The 24,103-nt window shown below is 38.2% G+C and carries 20 protein-coding genes and 1 riboswitch; of the genes, 11 read left to right on the forward strand and 9 right to left on the reverse strand.

All coding sequences use genetic code 11. The features are described 5' to 3' along the window. Positions 1 to 25: 25 nt before the first annotated feature. Positions 26 to 157, reverse strand: a complete 132-nt coding sequence (locus KI338_RS17825) for a hypothetical protein (RefSeq protein WP_280530735.1) — start codon at positions 155 to 157, stop codon at positions 26 to 28. Between the two features lie 249 nt (positions 158 to 406). Between KI338_RS17825 and KI338_RS06895 the strand changes: the two genes are divergently transcribed. Both KI338_RS06895 and KI338_RS06900 read left to right on the forward strand, forming a co-directional pair. Then, positions 407 to 1,597 (forward strand): glycine C-acetyltransferase, encoded by a 1,191-nt coding sequence (locus KI338_RS06895; protein ID WP_212920273.1) that lies wholly within the window; start codon positions 407 to 409, stop codon positions 1,595 to 1,597. Positions 1,598 to 1,697: 100 nt separating this feature from the next. Next, positions 1,698 to 2,642 carry an NAD-dependent epimerase/dehydratase family protein gene (locus tag KI338_RS06900; protein WP_212920274.1) on the forward strand — a complete coding sequence of 315 codons (945 nt, stop codon included), beginning with the start codon at positions 1,698 to 1,700 and terminating at the stop codon, positions 2,640 to 2,642. Between the two features lie 324 nt (positions 2,643 to 2,966). Here KI338_RS06900 and KI338_RS06905 read toward each other — a convergent pair whose 3' ends face one another. Beyond that, positions 2,967 to 4,592 carry an ABC-F family ATP-binding cassette domain-containing protein gene (locus KI338_RS06905; RefSeq protein ID WP_212920275.1) on the reverse strand — a complete coding sequence of 542 codons (1,626 nt, stop codon included), beginning with the start codon at positions 4,590 to 4,592 and terminating at the stop codon, positions 2,967 to 2,969. Positions 4,593 to 4,821: 229 nt separating this feature from the next. On the opposite strand from KI338_RS06905, the gene KI338_RS06910 reads away from it, so the two are divergent. Beyond that, the gene (locus KI338_RS06910; protein ID WP_212920276.1) at positions 4,822 to 5,433 is read left to right on the forward strand and encodes a hypothetical protein; all 612 of its coding nucleotides are present in this window, start codon (positions 4,822 to 4,824) and stop codon (positions 5,431 to 5,433) included. Positions 5,434 to 5,508: 75 nt separating this feature from the next. Here the strand turns inward: KI338_RS06910 and KI338_RS06915 are convergent, their stop codons facing one another. From KI338_RS06915 to rarD, 6 genes are all read right to left on the reverse strand, one after another. Continuing rightward, positions 5,509 to 6,138: a YpmS family protein gene (locus KI338_RS06915; RefSeq protein ID WP_212920277.1), complete on the reverse strand. Its 630-nt coding sequence runs from the start codon at positions 6,136 to 6,138 to the stop codon at positions 5,509 to 5,511. An 18-nt stretch (positions 6,139 to 6,156) separates the two neighbouring features. Further along, the gene (locus tag KI338_RS06920; protein WP_212920278.1) at positions 6,157 to 7,035 is read right to left on the reverse strand and encodes an SGNH/GDSL hydrolase family protein; all 879 of its coding nucleotides are present in this window, start codon (positions 7,033 to 7,035) and stop codon (positions 6,157 to 6,159) included. A gap of 222 nt (positions 7,036 to 7,257) precedes the next feature. Beyond that, positions 7,258 to 8,268: a homoserine dehydrogenase gene (locus KI338_RS06925; RefSeq protein ID WP_212920279.1), complete on the reverse strand. Its 1,011-nt coding sequence runs from the start codon at positions 8,266 to 8,268 to the stop codon at positions 7,258 to 7,260. A gap of 25 nt (positions 8,269 to 8,293) precedes the next feature. Continuing rightward, positions 8,294 to 9,337, reverse strand: coding sequence for a homoserine O-acetyltransferase MetX (gene metX / locus KI338_RS06930; RefSeq protein ID WP_306345299.1), 1,044 nt, complete (start codon positions 9,335 to 9,337; stop codon positions 8,294 to 8,296). A 25-nt stretch (positions 9,338 to 9,362) separates the two neighbouring features. Then, positions 9,363 to 11,063: an O-acetylhomoserine aminocarboxypropyltransferase/cysteine synthase family protein gene (locus KI338_RS06935; RefSeq protein ID WP_212920281.1), complete on the reverse strand. Its 1,701-nt coding sequence runs from the start codon at positions 11,061 to 11,063 to the stop codon at positions 9,363 to 9,365. 102 nt (positions 11,064 to 11,165) lie between these two features. After that, positions 11,166 to 11,283, reverse strand: a riboswitch (SAM riboswitch). 65 nt (positions 11,284 to 11,348) lie between these two features. Next, positions 11,349 to 12,266, reverse strand: coding sequence for an EamA family transporter RarD (rarD, locus tag KI338_RS06940; RefSeq protein WP_212920282.1), 918 nt, complete (start codon positions 12,264 to 12,266; stop codon positions 11,349 to 11,351). 224 nt (positions 12,267 to 12,490) lie between these two features. Here rarD and megL point away from each other — a divergent pair, with 224 nt between their 5' ends. Continuing rightward, on the forward strand, positions 12,491 to 13,711 hold the full coding sequence (gene megL, locus KI338_RS06945; RefSeq protein WP_212920283.1) for a methionine gamma-lyase: 1,221 nt from the start codon (positions 12,491 to 12,493) through the stop codon (positions 13,709 to 13,711). On the opposite strand, the gene KI338_RS06950 is transcribed toward megL, so the two are convergent. Beyond that, positions 13,671 to 14,228 carry a short-chain dehydrogenase gene (locus KI338_RS06950; protein ID WP_212920284.1) on the reverse strand — a complete coding sequence of 186 codons (558 nt, stop codon included), beginning with the start codon at positions 14,226 to 14,228 and terminating at the stop codon, positions 13,671 to 13,673. The genes megL and KI338_RS06950 overlap by 41 nt on opposite strands. 179 nt (positions 14,229 to 14,407) lie before the next feature. Between KI338_RS06950 and cls the strand changes: the two genes are divergently transcribed. The 7 genes from cls to hutG all read left to right on the forward strand — a co-directional run bounded on the left by cls (position 14,408) and on the right by hutG (position 23,960). Then, a complete protein-coding gene (gene cls / locus KI338_RS06955) occupies positions 14,408 to 15,844 on the forward strand; it encodes a cardiolipin synthase (RefSeq protein WP_212920285.1) in 1,437 nt (478 codons plus the stop codon). Positions 15,845 to 15,876: 32 nt separating this feature from the next. Then, positions 15,877 to 16,392, forward strand: coding sequence for an acyl-CoA thioesterase (locus tag KI338_RS06960; RefSeq protein ID WP_212920286.1), 516 nt, complete (start codon positions 15,877 to 15,879; stop codon positions 16,390 to 16,392). Between the two features lie 169 nt (positions 16,393 to 16,561). Further along, positions 16,562 to 17,983, forward strand: a complete 1,422-nt coding sequence (locus KI338_RS06965) for an alanine/glycine:cation symporter family protein (protein WP_212920287.1) — start codon at positions 16,562 to 16,564, stop codon at positions 17,981 to 17,983. A 600-nt stretch (positions 17,984 to 18,583) separates the two neighbouring features. Further along, complete coding sequence (gene hutH, locus KI338_RS06970; protein ID WP_212920288.1) at positions 18,584 to 20,110, forward strand: histidine ammonia-lyase; 1,527 nt, start codon at positions 18,584 to 18,586, stop codon at positions 20,108 to 20,110. Beyond that, positions 20,103 to 21,755, forward strand: a complete 1,653-nt coding sequence (gene hutU, locus KI338_RS06975) for a urocanate hydratase (RefSeq protein ID WP_212920289.1) — start codon at positions 20,103 to 20,105, stop codon at positions 21,753 to 21,755. Before hutH ends, hutU begins: the two co-directional genes overlap by 8 nt. A gap of 49 nt (positions 21,756 to 21,804) precedes the next feature. Then, complete coding sequence (gene hutI / locus KI338_RS06980) at positions 21,805 to 23,013, forward strand: imidazolonepropionase (RefSeq protein ID WP_212920592.1); 1,209 nt, start codon at positions 21,805 to 21,807, stop codon at positions 23,011 to 23,013. Then, complete coding sequence (hutG, locus tag KI338_RS06985; protein ID WP_212920290.1) at positions 23,010 to 23,960, forward strand: formimidoylglutamase; 951 nt, start codon at positions 23,010 to 23,012, stop codon at positions 23,958 to 23,960. The genes hutI and hutG overlap by 4 nt, the downstream gene beginning before the upstream one ends. The last annotated feature ends 143 nt before the right edge of the window (positions 23,961 to 24,103 follow it).

A 24,103-nucleotide genomic window follows, 5' to 3' on the forward strand; every position in this document is an offset into this window, starting at 1 on the left:
GCTTCCCTTTATTATATTGAAAATTCTATGATTGAATATCTATCGTATTAGGTGAATCTGGTGTAATAACTTCAGATTCATTTGTTGCATGGGTCACTCCGATAACTCCGAAGCCTACAATTAGCATAAGGAAAACAACAATTAAGGCCTTTCTCACGGTTATTCCTCCACAAATTAATATCACTAAAAATAGTATAATAATAGAAGTACTAGTAAACAATGATAAACTTACAATATTAGTAGGTAATTTTTTCAAAAGTATGTAGTAGAAGGAAGAGCAGGAAGAATGATAGAAAACAAATATAGTATGTTAGTAAACATTTCCGCTACATTATGATAAACTATAAATGATTAACTACTTGGTAACGCTTTCAAAGTGAGAAAAGATCATGAGGAGGTACGAGTGATGTCAAGTAAAGTATTAGATGTGTTTTTAAATGAGAACTTAGCGGAATTGAAGGCTAATGGATTATACAATGAGATTGAACCTGTACAGGGACCAAATGGGCCAATTATTGATATAAATGGGAAAAAACTTATTAACCTATCATCCAATAATTATTTAGGACTTGCAACAGATGAGAGATTGAAAAAGGTAGCAAAAGAAGCCGTGGATACTCATGGTGTAGGTGCTGGTGCGGTTCGAACTATTAATGGAACGTTAAATCTGCATATTGAACTAGAAAAAAAACTTGCTGAATTTAAAGGAACTGAGGCTGTTATTTCATATCAATCAGGATTTAATTGTAATATGGCAGCAATCTCAGCTGTCATGGATAAAAATGATGCCATTTTATCTGATGAACTAAACCATGCTTCAATAATCGATGGCTGCCGTTTATCTAAGGCAAAAATTATTCGTTTTGGACATTCCGACATGGATGACTTGCGCAAAAAGGCGAAAGAAGCCGTAGATTCTGGACTTTATAATAAAATCATGGTTATCACAGATGGTGTATTTTCCATGGATGGTGATATAGCTAAGCTTCCAGAAATTGTAGAAATTGCCGAGGAATTTGATTTAATTACTTATGTTGATGATGCACATGGATCAGGTGTATTAGGAAAAGGTGCTGGAACAGTAAAGCATTTTGGACTTCAAGATAAAGTGGATTTCCAAATGGGTACTCTTTCTAAAGCAATAGGCGTTATCGGTGGATATGTTGCGGGAAAGGCAAATCTTATTGAATGGTTAAAGGTAAGATCACGCCCATTTTTATTCTCTACAGCTGTATCACCTGCAGATGCGGTGGCAAGTAGACGTGCGGTAGAAATATTAATGGAAAGTACCGAACTACATGATAAGCTATGGGAAAACGGGAACTATTTGAAGGCAGGCTTGAAGCAACTAGGATTTAATATTGGGAACAGTGAAACACCAATAACACCATGTATTATTGGTGAAGAAAAAGCTGCACAGGAATTTAGCAGACGATTATTGGAAGCTGGAGTATACGCAAAATCAATTGTTTTTCCAACTGTACCAAAGGGTACTGGTCGTGTGAGAAATATGCCAACTGCTGCCCACACGAAGGAAATGCTAGACCAAGCTATACAAGCATATGAAAAAGTTGGTAAAGAGATGGGATTGATCTAATAGATTACGTGTTTTACTGCAAAATCATCACAATGACATTCGCTAGACCTAAAGCGATGATAATTACTTATTAATGAATATTACGTAAGAGGGGAACAGTATGAAAAAAATACTCATTACTGGAGCTTTAGGCCAAATTGGTTCAGAGCTAATCACGAAATTGCGAACAGAATACGGCGAATCTAATATCGTAGCTACAGATATACGTTTTTCTGAAGAAGAGGCACAAAAGGGTCCCTTTGAAGTGGTTGATGTAACTAATCCTGATCGTATTTATCAAGTTGCAAAAGCTCATCAGGTAGACACCATTATGCATTTGGCCGCACTTTTATCTGCAACAGCGGAAAAAATGCCAAAAACAGCTTGGGATATTAACATGGGTGGGTTAATGAATGCACTGGAGGTAGCGCGTGAATTAAATTTACAGTTTTTCACGCCAAGTTCAATTGGAGCCTTTGGGCCATCAACTCCAAAGGACAGCACACCTCAAGACACATTACAACGACCAACAACAATGTATGGTGTTAATAAAGTAGCAGGTGAATTACTCTGTGATTACTACTTCCAACGTTTTGGTGTTGATACTCGTGGTGTTCGTTTCCCTGGATTAATCTCATATGTAACACCACCAGGTGGTGGAACAACAGATTATGCGGTTGAAATCTATTATGAAGCTATTAAAAGTAAAGCATACACCTCCTACATTGCAGAAGGAACCTATATGGATATGATGTATATGCCAGATGCTCTTCATGCAATCGTTCAACTAATGGAGGCAGATCCTGCTAAGCTCGAACATCGAAATGCCTTTAACATCTCAGCAATTTCAGCAGAGCCTATGGACTTTGCGAAAGCAATACAAAGACATATTCCAGATTTTAAATTATCATTTCATGTTGATCCAGTACGTCAAAAAATTGCTGACAGCTGGCCAAATAGCATTGATTCCTCAGCAGCAGAGGCAGAATGGGGATTTAAAGCAAAGTATGATATTGATGCGATGACAAAAGAAATGCTAGATAGACTCGAGTTAAAATTAAAATAAAAGAATGATAGACACTCTCATGCAATGTGAGAGTGTCTTTTATAGTTGTAACTGGATAAATTTGTAAGAGTACGAATATGTGAAGAGCATGGCTCGCTATCCTGAAGATGCGACTTTTAAAGGAAGGAATAGCCCGCCCACTGAAATGAGAAATATTCACCCGTTATCTGAGACTGTACCCCGAAAAATGAAAGAATGTTCCCACCGTCAAGGACTATGCGTCCAAAAAAGAAAAGTATGCACCCGTCCTTCGTCTATCAAGGTTCTTAGAACTATAGCCATCCAACAAAATTACCCCTTGCAGAAGCAAGGGGCACCATAATATTAACTAGCAGAATACATTTCGCGAATACGTTTTTGTAGTTCCTTATCTCGAACATATTCATCATAACGCATTTCCTTATCGATAATCCCGTTCGGTGTAATTTCGATAAGACGATTTGCAATACTATCAATGAATTGATGATCATGTGATGTAAATAGAATAGATCCTTTAAATTTGATTAATCCATTGTTCAATGATTGAATGGATTCTAAATCGAGATGGTTTGTTGGTTCATCTAGAAGTAGTACATTGGCATTGCTTAACATCATTTTAGAGAGCATGCAACGTACCTTTTCACCACCCGATAGTACATTGGCCTTTTTTAATGCCTCTTCACCGGAGAATAGCATTCTGCCTAGAAATCCTCGTAAAAATGTTTCTGTTTCATCCTCTGGAGAGAATTGGCGTAACCAATCGACGAGAGTTAAATTACCATTTTCAAAGAATTCACTATTATCCTTTGGAAAATAGGATTGAGAAGTAGTAATCCCCCATTTAAAGCTTCCAGAGTCTGGTTTCATTTCACCCATAAGAATTTTAAACAAAGTTGTCTTAGCAATATCATTTTTCCCAACAAATGCAATCTTGTCATCCTTATTCATTATAAAGCTAACATTATCTAGTACCTTTTCACCACCGATTGTTTTCGAAAGACCTTCAACTCGAAGTAGATCATTACCAATCTCACGTTCAGGTGTAAAAGCGATATAAGGATATTTTCTAGAGGATGGTTTGATATCATCTAATGTAATATTTTCAAGAAGCTTTTTACGAGATGTTGCTTGTCTCGATTTAGAAGCATTGGCACTGAATCTCGCTATGAATGCCTGTAATTCTTTAATTTTTTCTTCTTTTTTCTTGTTTGCTTCCTGGGCCATTTTCGAAGCTAGCTGACTTGATTCATACCAGAAGTCATAATTTCCGATATAAATTTGTATTTTTCCATAGTCAACATCTGCTATATGCGTACATACTTTATTTAAAAAGTGACGGTCATGGGAAACTACAATAACTGTATTTTCAAAGTTAATGAGAAACTCCTCTAGCCATTGAATAGCTTGGATGTCAAGGCCGTTTGTAGGCTCGTCTAACAGTAAAATATCTGGATTACCAAATAGAGCTTGAGCTAATAATACCTTAACCTTTTCATCACCAGTTAGTTCGGACATTAGCTTCGTATGAAGCTCTTCTTCAATACCAAGACCTTTTAATAGGATTGCTGCATCAGATTCAGCTTCCCAACCATTCATTTCAGCAAACTCGCCTTCTAGCTCTGCTGCACGCATTCCGTCCTCTTCTGTGAAATCAGCTTTCATATATATTTGGTCTTTTTCTTGTTTTACTGCATATAGTCTGTCATGTCCCATTAAAACCGTTTCTAAAACAGGAAACGCTTCATAGGCAAAATGATCCTGTTTCAGTACAGCAAGTCGCTCACCAGGTGATAAGGAAACATTACCTGTTTGAGGCTCTATTTCTCCTGAGAGAATCTTAAGGAACGTCGATTTACCCGCTCCATTTGCTCCAATAACACCATAACAGTTACCAGGGGTGAATTTTAGGTTAACATCTTCAAAAAGTTTTTTATCGCCATAACGTAAGCTTACATTAGTTACTGTGATCATTTAATAGATTTTCCTCCATCATTATATACTCAACGTTAGCTTACGGGATTTAAGCACTTTCGTCAATGTAAAACCTTGATTTTATCGATATTTGAATAATTTATTCAAATCTTTTTGAAAAATAGTCTTGTATATTTCTTGTTTTTTCGGTAAAGTTTTGTTATATCCGTTTACCGAGAAAGAAGATAGAAAGAAACTCGGTTTTGTTAGTTTGAGTGGAGGGGAAAACATGAGAGAAAGGACGATCTACTTTATCTTCACAGATACAGGGACATACCTTTCAAGACTTATAAACTTTTTTACCCATAAGCCCTTGAATCATGTTTCAATTGGTTTTGACCATGAATTAAAAGAGGTTTATAGCTTTGGTCGCGTTAATCCGAAGAACCCGTTTAGTGGCGGTTTTGTTCGTGAAGATATTAGAGGAGACTTTCTGAAGGATTCCAATAGTGCTGTATATACACTGAATATTACAGAACAGGAATACATCCTAATACGACATCATATCAAAGAAATTGAGAAAAGAGCTTCTGACTATAAGTACAATTTTATTGGATTATTAGGAATCTTATTTAAGATTGATATACGTAGAAAGAATGCATTCTTTTGCTCACAATTTGTAGCGACTGTATTACAGGATACGGAGTCTTTTAAGATATCAAAACCATCTAACTTTGTAACACCTGCTGACATCCGAGAACGTTCAGAATTACAATTAATATTCCAAGGTAGATTAGGTGACTATCCAAAACATCAGCTCGCAGAGGAAGTTTTGGATCTACCAAAGAAATCTTTTTTCTATTTACTTTCGAAAAAGGTAAAACAGTTTGTTGTACGATAATATGTCATTAAAAAGGTCCTTCCCCCTATTAAGTTACAAGTGATAGTAATTAATAGGAGGAAGGACCCTTTTGTTTTATTTACGCAGCAATGTTTCTATCCCGAGTGATTCATACGGCACCTTTATTTTAAACGCGAGATTATTGCCCTCTAAGTCCAACCGTTCTACACTAACATGGAAGTTACTTTTAATATCCATATCTGTTACTGCTATATAGATTTCTTCCCCATCAGGATTAATCGTAATCCAATTAGGAGTCGGTAAATATTTTTCCATATATTCCATTACCTTTTGGTTAGGTAATTTTAATAAACCAAGTGAAATGGACTTTTGCTTTAAAATTACATCTCCGTTTTTCTGGACAAATGGCTCGAAGTGGATGGAGATAGGGACCGTTGTAGAAAATACTGGCAATTCCCCTGTTAGTTCTACATCCTCCTCCAGCAACACTCTAAATTGATGCTCCGAATCCTTCAAGTATTCATACATATAAGCATTCACAAGCTCATTTAAGTTCTTTTTAGTCGTTCGTATAATAAATTCAGAGCTTTCCGTTGTGAAATGTTCCTGTGTCATGGGAAGTTCTCGATGCTCTACCGGCCAGAAAATTAGTGCAATGAGTATAAGAAGAATAGCTATATTGATGAAAAGGATGGCAAAGAAGGATATTTTCCATATCGCCTTATGCTGTTTATTGTTTTCCATTCTTTTCACCTTCTACTGTTATTCAATAACTAAATATTTTAGTATTCTCTCAGCCATTAATTGGTATCCATTTTCATTGGGATGAAAATGATCATCAGCAAATAAGTTATTATTGGTATTTATGAATAAGTCTTTTGTTGGGATAAAGGTTACACCATAATCCTCGGCAACCTTCTTACTAGTATTATTCCAATCATCGACAATCATATCGAGTTCTTTAATATGTTGAAAATATTGCTGGAACGGATTGTAGAAGCCGATGAGATAGATAGAAGCATTTGGATTTAGCGCGTTCATTTTTGAAAAAATTTCACGTAGGCGTTTTTCATAATATACACGTTCGTCAGAAAAGGCCTTATAGGTAATATTCATGAAGTTTTCCTCTAGAACTTTCATGATATCATTTGCACCGATAGTGATCAGAATAATGTCTGCATTTTGTATAGATTCCTTTATAGCCGGTTCATTCAATCGATTGATTAACTGATCTGTTCGGTTACCACGTAACCCTAGGTTCTCAAATGTGGCTATTTTCTTATCACGATTAATATACGTATCTAATATACCGACATACCCCCCCTGACCTGTATTGTCTCCAACACCTTGAGTCAAGGAATCACCAATGGCGACTATTCGTAGATTTTTTCCTGACAAGTAATGTATCGTACGTTTAATGGTAGTGAAAAATTCCTTCGATAAAAAATCAGCGGGTGTACTGGTTTCTCCTTTGCTTACATTTTCATTTATTTTCTTTTGTATATTAACGTCATCTTCATTTACCTCCTTCGTTTTAGAAGGTAGTAAATTGGTGTCTTCCTGCTGCTCACGTATCGTAATCCCAATTCCTACAAACAAAATTAGGAGTGTAATTAAAATCATCGTTGTCTTTTTTTTCATGATTAACACACCTATAATAGAACAAATTTTGTAACAAATATCGTAAATACTGTTACATTACTTTATGTAATTGCAAAACATTACTCTACTGAAATACCTTCAAAATAAAGATGGTTAGCCCACAATTTCAAGCTTTACTTTATATGTATACCCAAAACTATCCACTTTTAAAAGTAAAGGAGAACTTTGTCATCAAAAAGAAAAAAACGCCGAAGAGGCGTATTAGGTAGTACTATTTATCAATTCCTGACTTACTGTGATGGTACTTTGGTGTAGAGAGCGAAGAATAATGGCTAAATCCTCCAGCATGGCACTTGCTGTTGGAAATGCTCCTGCTCCTGGACCAGCTAAGATTATCCTCCCGACTAAATCAGTTTCAAGAACGATTCCATTATCAACCCCTTCAATCGAATATAGCGGGTGAGTAGCGGGTATGCTTACCGGTATGATGCTGGCGCGGATTTGTTCATCTATAAGCTGTAAGGAGGCGAGATGTTTTATTCGTTTACCGCATTCTTGCTGTTCCAATAACTCTCGCAGTGTAATATCTTTAATCCCTATCCGATCAACATTACTCCAGGCAGGCTGCTCATGAAAGATGAGTTCACTTAAAATCATTAGCTTAAAAAAAGCATCGAATCCTTCGATATCATTTGTCGGGTCTAATTCTGCATATCCTAATTGCTGTGCTTGATAAAGTGCTTGTTTAAAAGGAATCTTCTTCTCACGCATTTCCGTTAGTATATAATTAGAGGTACCATTTAAAATGGCTGTAACTTGCCGTATCTGATTGACGTGTAGGAGCTTACGGATGGTTTGGATAATCGGGATTCCGCCTGCGGTCGTAGCTTCAAAGCCAACCTGAACATGGTAATCTTCAGCAAGTGCAAGTAATTCTTTTCCATGATGGGCAAACATCGCTTTATTGGCAGTTATGACATGCTTTTTAGCCTTAATACTTTTTGCTAAATACGAATAGGCCGGTTCAACACCAACAATTGCCTCCAAAACAAGTTTTATTTCTGGATTATCGAGTATATGTTGAAAATCGGTCGTAATGAGATGGTTACCCTCGAAATTCCTATGTTTTTCAGGGTGTTTTACTAATATGGTCGTAACCTCGATGGATACACCTAGCTTTTCCTCTATACGTTTGTTGAGTTTTTGCAAGGTTCGATAAACACCTTTTCCAACAGTTCCCAGCCCAAGAAGGGCGACTTGAATTTTTTCCACACCATCACTCCTAATAAGTTCTTAATTAGTCAAGAAACGTTTTGACAGCCTTTCCCCATTTTGGATATTCTGTTAGAAAGCCATCGTGACCGAAAGACGTTTGAACAAGGTGATAGCTGCAGTTTGGTGTATAGCTAGCAAATTCACGAATGACTTTTGGTTCATAGATTAAATCATGCTCATAGCCAATGGCTAGAATATCACATTGAAAGGACTCACAGGTTTTCCTCAAATTGCCACGGCTTCTTCTAATATCGTGTGAATTCATCGCTTGAAGTAGAGTTATATAACTATTTGCATCAAAGCGTTTAGCAAGCTTTTCTCCTTGGTAGTTCAAATAAGATGCAATTTCGAAAAGCTCGCCGTCTTTTAAGCGTTTAAAACGCTCTTCAAATAGAACGGGGCTTCGGTAGGTTACCATTCCAATCATCCTAGCAATCTCTAACCCTCGTATGTTCTCCGAAAATGAGTAATTCCCTCTATTCCAATTAGGATCTGCCTTAATAGCCTCCTCAGCAATATGATTATAGGCGATTCCATAGTTAGATAGGGTAGGAGTTACTGCTAGGACAATTAGCTTCTCCATAAAACACGGATAAAGAAGCCCCCATTCTAATGCCTGCATTCCTCCAAGTGAACCCCCAATGATAGCATATAGCTTTTTAACTCCTAAATTCTGTAGAGCGAGGTACTGAGCATGAACCATATCTCGAATAGTAATTTTGGGAAAAGCGGCACGATATTGTTTTCTGGTTGTTGGATTGATACTCGTTGGTCCTGTTGAACCATTACAACCACCAAGAACATTAAAGGTAATGACTTGATAATAATCTGTATCCACTGATTGACCTGTACCAATCAGTCCATTCCACCACCCAGGCTCTTCCGGGTTTCCTACGGTTATATGATTGCCCGTTAATGCGTGGCAGACTAGAATGACGGGGGCATCGGCTGGACCTACCCATTCATATGCTAAGACTGCCTGTGTTAGGGTTTCACCAGATTCTAATTGGATTGGACCAATAGCTACAGTTCCTGTAGTAGTTTGGTAGTTTGTTTGCTTAGACATCGACATACCCACTCCTCAAGAAGGGTTAACTCATTTGTATTTGTTGTTTCTTTATCCCGCGAATTTTTAGTAGCTCTTCCAATAAAGAACGATTTGTTATCACCTTTATGCCTATGGCCTCCAAGTGATGAAGAATGGTGTCGTTCGCATTTGACTTTTCAACCCATAGTATTTTTACTTGTTTATTAACAAGTTCTTCAATTGCAGAAGGGGGAAGGTTGTCATCACTCACAATTACGGCATCTACACAAGCAGCGTCACTGAGGTTTTGGACATCAAAGCCATATAGCTTCAGTTTTTCTATATTGGTACTAACCACTTGTGATATTGAATTTTCCGGAAAAGCAATTACCTTTTTATGAATGCCGTCAGTTCTATCAAATGGTGAGTGGAGAAGCCAATGAATAATCAGATCTTCGTCCGTATTTGTATTCTCTTCTTGATTCGTTGCTATTGCAATCGCTTGGTTTAAATCCTGGATAATATCTTCAATTGCTTCAATTCCGACAGATAGGCGAATTAATTCCTCACTGACGCCACTCTTCTTCAAATCCTCTCTACTTAATTGCTGATGTGTTGTGGATGCAGGATGAATAATTAGTGATTTAGCATCACCGACATTTGCAACATGGGACCAAAGCCTTATCGAATCAATCAGTTTACGTCCAGCTTCTCTGCCGCCTGCAATACCAAAGGTAATCATCGAACCAAAGCCACCTCGTAAATATTTTTTTGCGAGCTCATGGGATGAATGGCTTGGTAAGCCAGGATAGTTTACCCATTCGACCTGGGGATGACTTTCTAAATATGCGGCAACCTGCTCAGCATTTATACAGTGGCGTTCCATTCGTAAATGTAATGTTTCCAATCCCTGTAGTAATAAAAAAGCATTTTGTGGACTTAAACAGGCACCGATATCACGGAGAAGCTGTACTCTTAATTTGGTTGCATATGCAAGGGGGCCAAGGTCTGCATAGCGAATACCATGATAGCTTTCATCTGGCTGTGTGAATTCTGTAAAACGCGTATTATTCCAGTCAAATCTCCCTCCGTCTACAACAACTCCACCAATTGAAGTACCGTGACCGCCAATCCATTTTGTCGCAGAATGCACAACGATATCTGCACCCCATGTTAAGGGCTTAGAAAGTATCGGTGTACCAAAGGTATTATCGATGATGAGTGGAATATGATGCTGATGGCAAATACTCGCAGCTCTTTCTATATCAAATACATTCAAGCTTGGGTTGGTAATTATTTCAGCAAAAACAGCCTTGGTTTTATCTGTAATTTCTTTACTGATTTCCTCAGGATTTGTTCCATCAACAAACTTTACTGTGATGCCATACTTTGGTAACGTCTTAGCAAATAGATTGTATGTACCGCCGTATAAATTACTATCAGCGATAATTTCATCACCTGCACCAGCTAGATTCAGTATAGCTAATGTAATTGCTGCCATCCCAGAGGACGTTGCTACTGCCTGTGTACCATCCTCAAGAATGGCTACTCGCTTTTCAAATGCATCAACTGTAGGGTTCATAATCCTTGTATAAATATTCCCAGGTTCTTTTAAGGCAAATAAATTTTGCGCATGCTCTGTGTCGCGGAAAACATATGAAGTAGTTTGATAGATTGGAAGTGCTCTTGAACCAGTTGCCAGATCAGGAATCTGGCCACCATGTAATAGAGTAGTTTCAGGTTGTTCAACATGAAAATTGGTCATTATTAAATTCCTCCTTATTTTTTGGTTGTCTGGAGGAAGAGAGAGGAAATAAAAAAGCCCTCTTCCTAAGAAGAGGGCGCATAAATTACAGTGCCGTTCCTCCTCTTATCTTCCAGATCTGTTTGACCTGTAGGATTTAGCACCTTTTAAGGAAAGTTGTCTTTCGCCTAAGGTTGCCGGGCTTCATAGGGCCTATTCCCTCCACCGCTCTTGATAAGAGATTAAAATGTATATTGAATAATATATTATAGACATTAAAATAATATGTCAATACTTATTTTATAATTATTTTTGTTGGTCCAAACTTTTCATTTTCTTTACAGGGAACCGATAAACGGAACCTAAATAGATGAGTAGGGCAAGCCATATAAATCCAAAGGAAATAAGGTGCTCTGTCTGGAACGTTTCATGATACACAAAAACGCCAATGATTAACATAATAGTTGGAGCAATATATTGCAAAAATCCCACCATAGCTAGTGGAATACGTTTAGTACCACTTGCAAACATTAGTAACGGTATTGCAGTTGCGATCCCTGCCCCCATTAGAAATAGGTTATCCTGTGTAGACCCGGCTGAAAAAGAGAATGCATTTTCCGGTAGTGTTAATAAATAGATGAGTGCAATAGGTGTCACAATCATCGTTTCAATGGTTAATCCGAACATGGCTGGAATGTCTACTACCTTTTTAAACAATCCATATAATGCAAAGGTTACCGCTAGAAAAATAGATACCCATGGGAAAACACCATAGCTGAAGGTGAGGTATAATACCCCTACTCCGGCTAATATCACGGATAGCGTTTGACTTCTTGTCAGTTTTTCCTTCAAAACTATAATAGCAAGTAGAATACTGACTAATGGGTTGATATAGTAGCCAAGGCTTGCCTGGATAACATGATCACTATTGACTGCCCAAATATAGGTAAGCCAGTTTAAACTAATAACGATTGACGCTAGTGTTATACTTATAAGCTTCTTTTTATCGTGAAGAATGGCCTTACACTCGTCAATAAACCCTGACCATTTCCTTGCAAAAAGCACAACTAAAACCATAAAAACAAAAGACCAAATAATACGATGAGCTAAAATTTCACCAGCTGAGATATGGTCAATTAGCTTCCAATAAATTGGTAGAAAGCCCCATAATATGTAAGCAAAAGTAGCATACAAAACACCAATCTTATCCGTATTCCGTTCCATTTCTAAAACCTTCTTTTTCTTAAATTTCTTATAAATAAACTCATTTTAAATTTAATTAATTGAAAAGGCAATGAAAAGGCATTGCATAAGACAGACAGCTAGCCTGTTCGAAGCTGTTTCTGGGAATCATTGAAATGTCTAATGAAACAATAAAGAAAACGCTTTCATAAATTGGGATTATAGAATATGATATTACTAGATACAAAAAAGAGGAGGAGAAATTTATGGCAAGACATTATAAACATATGGAAACATCTGTTATTCATGAAGGCTACGATTCAAAGGACATGTTAGGAAGCCTATCAACACCATTGTTTCAAACCTCTACCTACACATTTGCAACAGCAGAACAAGGGGAAAGACGATTTGCTGGAGAAGAAGATGGTTATATTTATTCACGTTTAGGAAATCCAACAGTAAAGGTATTAGAAGATAGAATTGCAGCACTAGAAAATGGCGAAAGAGGTCTAGCTTTTGGTTCTGGGATGGCGGCGGTATCTGCAGTTCTTATTGCGTTAACAAAAGCAAATGATCATATTCTTTGTTCATCGGGATTGTATGGCTGCACATTCGGATTGTTAACCATGATGAAAGAAAAATATAATATCTCGCATGATTTTTCCCAAATGGAGACAGAGGAAGATATCCGCTCCAAAATTAGGCCTGAAACAGCATGCATTTATGTAGAGACACCTATTAATCCAACGATGAAGCTAATCGATCTCGAGCTGGTGGTACGTGTTGCTAAGGAATACGGAATTCCTGTAGTTGTTGATAATACCTTCGCTTCTCCTTATCTACAAAATCCACTAGATTTAGGCTGTGATGTGGTGCTTCATAGTGCGACTAAATATATTGGTGGACATGGAGATGTGATTGCAGGACTTGTCGTAGGAAAAAAGGAATTTTTAGATGAGGTCGCCATGACGACTTTGAAGGATATCGGTGGAGTCATATCCCCATTTGATGCGTGGCTCTTATTACGTGGGCTAAAAACACTTCCTGTTAGGATGGATCGGCACAGTGATAATGCAGAAGAAATTTTTAAACGATTAAAAACACATCCTAATGTGACCGAGGTTTACTATCCGAATGATGAATCCCGATCAGATTATGCGATTATGAAAAAACAAATGAGACGAGGTGGCGGTGTTATTTCATTTGAAATAAAAGGAACCAAAAAAGATGCACAAAGCTTTTTAAATAATCTATCCTTCCTGAAAATTGCAGTGTCTCTCGGGGATGCAGAAACACTTATTGAACATCCAGCAACCATGACACATGCAGTGGTTCCAGGAGAATCTCAGAGAGATATGGGCATCACGGATCAGCTTATCCGCTTATCTGTCGGTCTAGAGGCATGGGAGGATATTTGGCATGATTTAGAGCAAGCACTAAATAAAATTAATGTGGACGCATACTCCAAGGCTTTAGAGTCCCGATAATAGCTTCTGGAATGTTTCGTTTAATTACTTTTATCACACCATTGGAGATTTCGTCATGTGTAAGCCATCTTGAACTGCCATCTTCAAGCACAAATCCCAAATAAACACGTCTGTATTCACACGCTTCCGGTACAGTCGTGTTTTCTTTTACAAAGAAAGAAGAGCTTCCTTGAACATGAATTAATTTCCATGGCTCTATTCTTGTCTCTACCTCTTTTAGAATCGTTGATAATGCAAGTGGCGCAGAGTTATGTATCCAACTAACAATTAAGTCTGGGCAACCTCCATGCTGGTCTATTACTTCTCGGACCTTCCCCTTTAATGCCTGTGTATCATGATAGTCAACCGTGAGCGAATGCAATTGATTTGGTTTTTTACTTTTTTCCTGCATGGATTTGAAACTCTCCGGCTTACGATGTACCACATATACATGATAGCCCTCCTCTACCAGCCATTGACAAACCCCTTCTAGCATACCAGTTCCACCAATCACAAATGCAAATAGTTTTTTACTCACGATTTCATCTCCCTTCTGTTATAGTATTATATAGCAAATTGTTCTGTATAATCGATTTTATCACAACGTAAGCTAAAGGAAAGTTTCAATAAAAAGAGAAAGTGAAAAAATTGGCAATTTTATGCCTTCCTTAGCTTTCATTTATTGCTTCATTATTATGATTAAAAGGGGTAAATAGCATGGAAATTATGCCCTATATATTTCTAGCTTTAATAATTTTTAATATTACATTAGGACTTTCAATAGTATTCTTAGAAAGAAAAGATGCGTCAGCAACATGGGCATGGTTAATGGTTCTTTTATTTGTCCCTGTGGTAGGTTTTTTTCTATATTTAATTTTCGGACGAAGAATAAGTGGAAAGCGTATTTTTACTTGGGACGCAAAGGCAAAGCTTGGCGTAAAGGCAAAGGTTCAGTCTCAGATAAGAGCAATTGAAAATGATGAGTTCATTTTTAATGACCTAGCAGAGTATCGGGATTTATACTATTTACATTTGCGAAATGATGCTGCAATCTTTACTCAGAATAATAAGGTGGATCTATTTGTAGATGGAAATGAAAAATTTCAGGCATTGTTAAATGATATGGAAGCTGCTAAAGACCATATACACCTTTTATACTATATTATACGTCATGATGAGCTCGGACAACGAATAGCAAATATGTTAATTAAGAAAGCACAAGAGGGTGTAGAGGTTAGACTACTATATGATGCACTTGGAACACGATATCTACGTCCTAAATATCTTCGTACATTAAAACGGGCGGGAATTCAAGTAGCAGCATTTTTTCCTTCACTGATTCCTAAAATTAATTTTAAAATTAATTATAGAAACCACCGTAAGCTAGCAATTATTGATGGGGAAATAGGATATATTGGTGGCTTCAATATTGGTGATGAGTATGTAGGGAAGAGTAAAAAATTCGGTCATTGGCGTGATACCCATTTGAGAATATGTGGGGATGCGGTTCAAGGGATGCAAACCCGTTTCATTTTGGATTGGAATCAGGCGTCAAAGAATGATATTCTGTATGATGATCGTTATTATACAACACATTCCTGTGGCGATGTTGGGGTACAAATAGTTTCAAGTGGACCTGACTCTGACTGGGAGCAAATCAAAAATGGTTATATTAAGATGATATTGTCAGCTAAGGATTATGTTTACATACAGACTCCTTATTTTATTCCAGACGAGAGCTTAAAGGATGCCATTCGTATCGCAGCATTATCCGGTGTTGATGTAAAAATCATGATTCCTAATAAGCCTGACCACCCATTTGTCTATTGGGCAACCTTGTCCTATGTTGGAGATATGCTAGAGGCTGGTGCTGAAGTGTATATCTATCAAAAGGGATTCCTTCATTCCAAGACAATCGTGGTTGACGGGAAAATTGCATCCGTAGGAACAGCTAATATTGATGTGAGGAGCTTCCGATTGAATTTCGAAGTGAATGCTTTTTTATATAATAGAACTCTAGCTTCCAGTCTAGTAAAAGAATTCCATATTGATATTGAGAATTCAACACAAATGACGAAAAAACTGTACAGTAAACGATCCGTAGGCATTAAAATAAAAGAGTCCATCTCGCGGTTAATATCACCAATACTATAACAAAACGAAAAAATAAATGGAGTGAATTCATCATGAAAAGAAAACCTTGTTCCGATTCATTAGCAGTAAAAACTTCCCATGTATTACCACCAGACACGAATTATCACGGAACACTTTTTGGTGGAACATTAATGGCACATATTGATGATGTAGCTGCAATTGCAGCAGTAAGACATTGCCGTAAAGCGGTTGTAACTGCTTCGACGGATTCAGTGGACTTTTTAGAGCCTGTTAAAGAAGGAAACTCTATTTGTGTAGAAGCCTTTGTAACCTATACTCGAAATACATCGATGGAGGTATTTGTTAAAGCAGTATCAGAGGATCTTCTATCTGGTGAGCGCAAGGTTTGTGCAACAGCCTTCCTAACCTTTGTTGCGGTTGACGAAGATTTGCGCCCTATTCCAGTACCAGAGGTATATCCGGTTACCGAATCTGAGAAATTACTACATGAAGGTGCAAAGGAACGAGCTGAACTTAGAAGAGAACGGAGAAGGAATTCCAAAGAGTTTGCAGCACGATTTGGAACAAGCTATCCTTGGAATAAATAAAGCCTTGTAGAAATATTACGTTTAGAATTTTCTTAGAGTATGAATAGTAGCCTTGAGAAGAGAGGTCTAGTTTTAATAGGCTTCTTTCTTTTTGAGGGATTTTTTCATAATTGGTTATGCTAATTAATAATAATGAGATTAGATGTCTGTTACTGAAAGGGGAAGTTTAATGGGTTTTTTAGAAGGGCTAGTTGATTCTATTAATGAAGTGTTATGGTCATACATACTTATTATTGTTCTGATTGGATTAGGATTATATTTCACAATTCGTACAAAGTTTATCCAGATTCTTAATTTTCCTGAAATGATACGTGTTTTGTTTGATAAGCGTACAATCGATGCATCAGGTAAAAAAGGTACATCCTCCTTTCAAGCATTTGCAATAAGTGCTGCTTCAAGAGTTGGAACAGGAAACCTTGCAGGAGTAGCCTCTGCTATAGCAGTAGGTGGACCAGGGGCAATTTTTTGGATGTGGGTCATTGCACTACTTGGTTCTGCATCTGGTTTTGTAGAAAGTACGTTAGCTCAAATTTATAAGGTGCCTGAGAAAAATCAATATCGTGGTGGGCCAGCATACTATATGGAAAAAGGTCTTAAAAATCGCTGGTTAGGAGTTGTTTTTGCTATCACGATTACGTTTACATATGGACTTGTATTTAATTCTGTACAATCAAATACAATTAGTTTAGCATTTGAAGGACAATTTAATATTTCGGAAGGCACAATAGCGGTTGTGTTGATAATACTAACGGCTGCCGTTATTTTCGGCGGGATAAAAAGCATTGCTAATGTGTCGCAGGTTATTGTTCCAATCATGGCAATTCTTTATTTGGCTATTGCTTTTTATGTAATAATCATCAATCTTGATGCAATCCCAGAGATATTCTCGTTAATTTTTGCAAATGCTTTTGGAATTAAAGAGGTAGCTGGAGGCGGCTTTGGAGCAGCTATTATGATGGGAATTAAGCGGGGGCTATTTTCGAATGAAGCCGGAATGGGTAGTGCACCAAATGCTGCAGCAACAGCAGAAGTGTCCCATCCAGTTAAACAAGGACTAATTCAGGCATTAGGGGTGTTTTTTGATACGTTATTAATTTGTTCGGCAACTGGATTTATTATCCTATCAGCAGGAGGTTATGCTGGCAGCAAACTAGACGGTATTCAATTAACCCAGAATGCCATTACACAGCATATAGGCCCATGGGCTGGCATATTTGTAGCAGTTGCTATATTTCTATTTGCCTACAGCTCGATTTTAGGTAACTATTATTACGGAGAAAGTAATATTGGATATATTAAAAATAGTCCAGGCTGGTTATTTATCTATCGATTAGCTGTATTAGCGATGGTGGCATTTGGAGCTCTAGCAAGCTTTGACTTTGTCTGGGCACTAGCCGATTTGACAATGGCAATCATGGCATTAATAAACCTTTATGCAATAATGAAACTATATAAAATTGTCCATCGAGTCCTTCAAGATTACCGAGAACAAAGGAGAGCTGGAAAGGATCCAGTTTTCAATCGAGAAATATTAGATGATACATCTGGGATTGAATTTTGGGAGCCAGGTCAGGTGAAAGGAAAGGAATAGAAGTGGAAAGACACTCACTCAAATGAAGTGGGTGTCTTTTATGTTGGAGAAGGGCTGTAAGCATCATTTTAACAGAAGATAAGGTTTGAAATGAATCATAGAAGGACTGTAAGCATCATTTCAACCGTAGAAGAGGACTGAAATGAATCATAGAAGGGCTATAAACATCATTTCAACAGTAAATAAGGTTTGAAATGAATCATAGAAGGACTGTAAGCATCATTTCAACCGTAGAAGAGGATTGAAATGAACGATAGAAGGGCTATAAACATCATTTCAACCGTAGAATAGGATTGAAATGAATCACAGAAAGACTGTAAGCATCATTTCAACAGTAAATAAGGTTTGAAATGAATGATAGAAAGAATATACACATCATAACTAGATGAGATTCATTAATAAAACCATTGAAATATTTAAAGTAAACGCTTACAATGAAAAGTAAGAATAGTGAGAACATATGAGGTGCTGGAATGGTGATTCATAAACTGAAGTATCATCTACAGCTTAATAATCAAGGAGGCTTGGTCTAAGGATCGCAAGCCTCCTTTTTATTTGAACACTTTAACTTGCTAAAACGATACTATGGAGGTGTAGGAAATGGTTGTATTAACCGGGAATTCATTAACCTTGGAAGATATAAAGCGTGTTGTAATGGAGCACGAGTCTGTTACCCTTTGTGATATTCAACGAAAGAAGATAGAACTAAATCGGCAAACAGTAGAAGAAATGCTAAATGAAAAACGTGTGATGTATGGAATTAATACAGGTTTCGGAAAATTTAGTGATGTGCTGATAGAGGAAGATGATCTAGAAGAGCTTCAACTCAATTTAATCCATTCACATGCATGTGGGGTGGGAGAACCATTTGATGAAAAAATAAGTAAGGTGATGGTTTTACTGAGAGCAAATGCGCTTGCACAGGGCTATTCAGGAGTTCGACCAGAGCTTATTCAACAATTAATCGATATCCTGAATGTTGGTATAGCACCAGTGATTCCGCAACAAGGGTCACTTGGTGCGAGTGGCGATTTAGCTCCGCTCTCCCATCTAGCACTTGTTTTACTAGGTGAGGGTGAAGTGTTTTATCAAGGGAAAAGGATGCATACATTGGATGCCTTTCAACAAGTGGGTTTAATACCAATATCACTTAAGGCAAAGGAAGGCTTAGCACTCATTAATGGGACACAAGCAATGACGGCAGTTGGAGTTATCACGTATTTAGAGATGGAAAAGCTTTTATATCAAAGTGAGCTTACGGCTGCCATGACAATGGAAGGATTACACGGAATCATGGATGCATTTGATGCAGATGTTCACCGTGTAAGGGGACATCAGGAGCAAATGGAAGTAGCGAAACGCATACGAGAGATTTTACGTGATAGTGAATTGACAACAGCGCAAGGAGAAATGCGTGTTCAAGATGCCTATACGATACGATGTATTCCTCAGGTTCTAGGGGCGTGCTGGCAGACACTACATTATGCAAAAGAAAAACTAACGATAGAGATAAATGCTGTTACGGATAATCCATTAATCTTCTCCGATGACAATAAGGTAATCTCTGGTGGAAATTTTCACGGTGAGCCAATTGCTTTTACAATGGACTTTTTAAAGCTAGGTATAGCAGAGACTGCAAATATATCAGAAAGAAGAATCGAAAGACTGGTGAACCCACAATTAAATGATCTTCCTGCTTTCTTAAGTCCAAAACCAGGCTTAGAGTCAGGAGCAATGATTATGCAATATAGTGCGGCTTCTCTTGTGTCAGAAAATAAAACACTAGCACATCCAGCAAGTGTCGATTCCATTCCGTCGTCTGCTAATCAAGAGGATCATGTGAGCATGGGAACAATAGCAGCAAGGCATGCACTATCTATGCTGCAAAATACAAGACGTGTCATAGCAATAGAACTTATATGTGCCATGCAAGCAGTTGAATATCGCGGTATCGAAAAAATGGCAGAGAAAACGCGATTATTTTATGAAAAGGCAAGATACATCGTTCCTAGTATTACAAAGGATCGAATTTTCTCCATAGATATTGAAAATTTAGCGGATTGGTTAAAAGAGTCACAGGAAAGTGATGTTACGAATTTAAAAGGAGAGGTGAGGGTTTATGAATAAGGTAAAGGTATGTGCGAAAAAGGGCTTGGAATTAGAGTGTAAGGGCTGGGAGCAGGAAGCTGCTCTTCGGATGCTGTATAACAATTTGGATCCAGAGGTCGCTGAGAACCCTGAGGAATTAGTTGTTTACGGTGGAATTGGAAAGGCAGCACGTAATTGGGATGCCTTCCATGCAATTGTTAAAACGCTCCGTAATCTAGAGAATGATGAAACAATGCTGATCCAATCAGGAAAGCCTGTTGGTGTTTTTAAAACACATCGTTATGCGCCACGAGTGTTACTTTCTAATTCAGTGCTTGTTCCAAAATGGGCAAACTGGGAGCATTTTCATGAGTTGGATAAGAAAGGGCTTATTATGTATGGCCAAATGACTGCTGGAAGCTGGATTTATATTGGAACACAAGGTATTTTACAGGGAACCTATGAAACATTTGCTGAGGTTGCTAGAAGGCATTTTGGCGGTACTTTAAAAGGAACGATTACTTTAACGGCAGGGCTTGGTGGTATGGGAGGCGCTCAGCCACTAGCAGTCACCATGAATGAAGGTGTTGTGATTGACGTCGATATTGATAGAAGTAGAATCGAAAAGCGAATCAAGACGAAATATTGTGATGTCGTGACGGAAACCATAGATGAAGCGGTTGCCTTAGCCAATGAAGCGAAGGAAAAAGGGAAGGCATTATCGATTGCGTTAGTAGGAAATGCTGCCGAAGTTCACCATGAGCTACTTAGGAAAGAGATCAAAATTGATATAGTGACAGACCAAACATCTGCCCATGATCCTCTAAATGGTTATATTCCTATTGGTTATTCAGTTGAAGCAGCAGCGGTTTTGCGAAGAGAAAATCCGGAGAAATATATGACTCTTGCTAAGCAAAGTATGGCTAGACATGTAGATGCGATGTTAATTTATCAAGAAAGAGGTTCTGTTGTCTTTGACTATGGTAACAATATTCGTCAGGTTGCAAAGGATGAAGGAATCGTAAATGCATTTGATTTTCCTGGCTTTGTTCCAGCATATATTCGACCACTATTTTGTGAAGGAAAAGGACCGTTCCGTTGGGCAGCATTATCTGGCGATCCAGCAGATATTTATCGCACAGATGAATTGATTAAGGAGCTTTTTCCAGAAAATGAAGCATTAATCCGTTGGATAGATATGGCTAGAGAGCGTGTGGCTTTTCAAGGATTACCATCTCGAATTTGTTGGCTAGGGTATGGGGAACGCGTGAAAATGGGATTAGCAATTAATGAATTAGTGCGTAAAGGTGAATTGAAAGCGCCTATAGTTATTGGGCGTGACCACCTTGATTGCGGTTCCGTTGCTTCACCAAACCGTGAAACGGAGGGGATGCAGGATGGTAGTGATGCAGTTGGTGACTGGGCAGTACTTAATGCATTAATTAATACTGCAGCAGGTGGGTCTTGGATTTCTTTCCACCATGGTGGAGGTGTCGGAATGGGATATTCACTTCATGCTGGAATGGTAGCTGTTGCGGATGGCTCGGAATTAGCTAGGGAGAGACTAGAAAGAGTACTCACTACCGATCCTGGAATGGGGATTATCCGCCATGCCGATGCGGGCTATGAAAAAGCAATTAATTTTGCAGAGGAACATGATATTACGATTCCTATGAGGAGGTAATAAAGTGCAGGTTGATATTCTAATAACAAATATTGGTGAGTTACTGCCCATGGATAAAAAGGGCCCTGTTCGAGGGAAGGCAATGTCTGAACTAACTGTTTGGCACGATGCTGCAATTGGGATAAAGAATGACCAAGTAGTTTGGATTGGGTCAGGAGATGAAGCTAAAGTTCTAGAAGCTTCGAATGTAATGGATGCAAAAGGTAGGCTTGTTACCCCTGGATTAGTTGACCCACATACCCACCTCGTTTTTGGTGGGTCCCGTGAAAAGGAAATGGCGCTTAAGCAACAAGGAATTCCGTACTTAGAAATTTTAAAGCAAGGTGGAGGAATATTATCTACGGTAAGAGCAACACAAGCAGCATCCTTTGAGGAGCTTTTAGAAAAAGCACTCTTTCATCTTGATCGGATGGCAATGCATGGCATTACAACTGTTGAAGCAAAAAGTGGCTATGGGCTTGACCATGATACAGAAATGAAGCAGCTTCGGGTGGTAAAAGAAGCAAATGAGAAGCATCCATTGGATATTGTTTCTACCTTTTTAGGTGCACATGCTATTCCAGAAGATTATAAGAATAATCCAGAGGCATTTTTGGTATACATGAGTGAGCTTTTTGAACCAATACGAGAAGAGAGGCTTGCAGAGTTTGTTGATATTTTTACTGAAACAGGTGTATTCTCTGTTCCGCAGTCGCGTAGATATTTAATGAAGGCAAAGGAAATGGGATTCGGTCTTAAAATACATGCCGATGAGATTGATACACTAGGTGGGACGGAGCTTGCGGTAGAACTAGGTGCAGTAAGTGGAGATCACTTAGCAGTTACCTCTGACGAAGGAATAGAAAAACTAGCAAACTCCGATACTATCGGTGTTATTTTGCCAGGCACTAGCTTTTATCTTGGTAAAGATGATTATGCAAGAGCAAGACAAATGATAGACGCTGGTGCAGCTATCGCTATTTCAACTGATTTCAATCCAGGTAGTTCGGTGACGGAAAACCTTCAGCTCATTATGTCTATTGCGGCATTAAAACTGAGACTATCCCCTGAAGAAATTTGGCATGCAGTTACGGTAAATGCTGCACATGCTATTGGAAGAGGAGAAGTTGCAGGTTCAATTGCAGTTGGTAGGAAGGCAGATATCGTTTTATGGGATGCACCAAATTATTTATATATCCCGTATCATTATGGGGTAAACCATGCTAATACCGTCATTAAAAATGGAAAAGTAATTTTTGAAAGGCAGGCGATACGATGACAGAAATACGTCATTTGAGGCCTGCTGGTAAAGCTATTTTTAAGGACCGCTATACAACGAAGGCAAAGGAGCTATTAACGAACTGGCTACCAAGAAAGAGTGCTAAATACGGAATTATCGGTCTCCCATTATCCAAATCATCCATTAGTTATTCTGGTGCGGCATTTGCTCCCGGTGCCATCCGTGAAGCACTACAAAGCTACTCGAATTATGCCGGAGAGATTGGTATAGAGTTGACAGATGAGATAATAGACTTTGGGGACTTAGAAATGCACCCTACCGATACCATCGGAAATCATACTCGGTTATATGAGGGATTATCGGATATTTACCAGACAAAGGCTGTAAATAATTGGTTTTTATTAGGTGGGGATCACTCTGTCAGCTATGCTTCTATTCGCGCTTTTAAGGAGCAACTTGGCTCGGTTGGTATTATCCAGTTCGATGCCCATCATGATCTACGGAATATGGAAGATGGTGGACCAACAAATGGAACGCCATTTAGAAGGTTGCTAGAGGAAGGGATTATAGATGGACGGGATTTAGTCCAAATTGGAATCCGTGATTTTACGAATGCCAAGCAGTATCATAATTATGCTATGGAACAGGGAGTAACCGTTTATACAATGGCAACTGTGCGAGAAATTGGGCTGAATGCTATTTTAGAACAAGAGATTGACAGATTAGCAAAGTGCACCAACCATATTTATCTATCAGTGGATATGGATGTCTTGGATCAGGCATTTGCCCCTGGGTGTCCAGCAATCGGTCCTGGTGGGATGGATAGTACTACATTATTGAATGGAATTCACTTCGCTGCACAGCATGAATCTGTAAAAGCAATGGATATCGTAGAAATTGATCCAACGATAGATATTCGGAATATGACAAGCCGTGTAGCATCATATGTATTATTAGAATATATGAAGGGGAAGGCTAGTATGTAAAAAAAGTCCCCAGCCTGGGGACTAAATTAAACATTCGACAAATCTTTCTATTAGAGGGATTCTAATAGATCACAGTTTACTAAGGAAAGTTAAAATTACATAAAGAAGTATTTTAATAGACTTGGGTTAATCTTGATTTATTT

The organism is Ornithinibacillus bavariensis (genome assembly GCF_018333235.1).
Taxonomy (GTDB): domain Bacteria; phylum Bacillota; class Bacilli; order Bacillales; family Amphibacillaceae; genus Ornithinibacillus; species Ornithinibacillus bavariensis.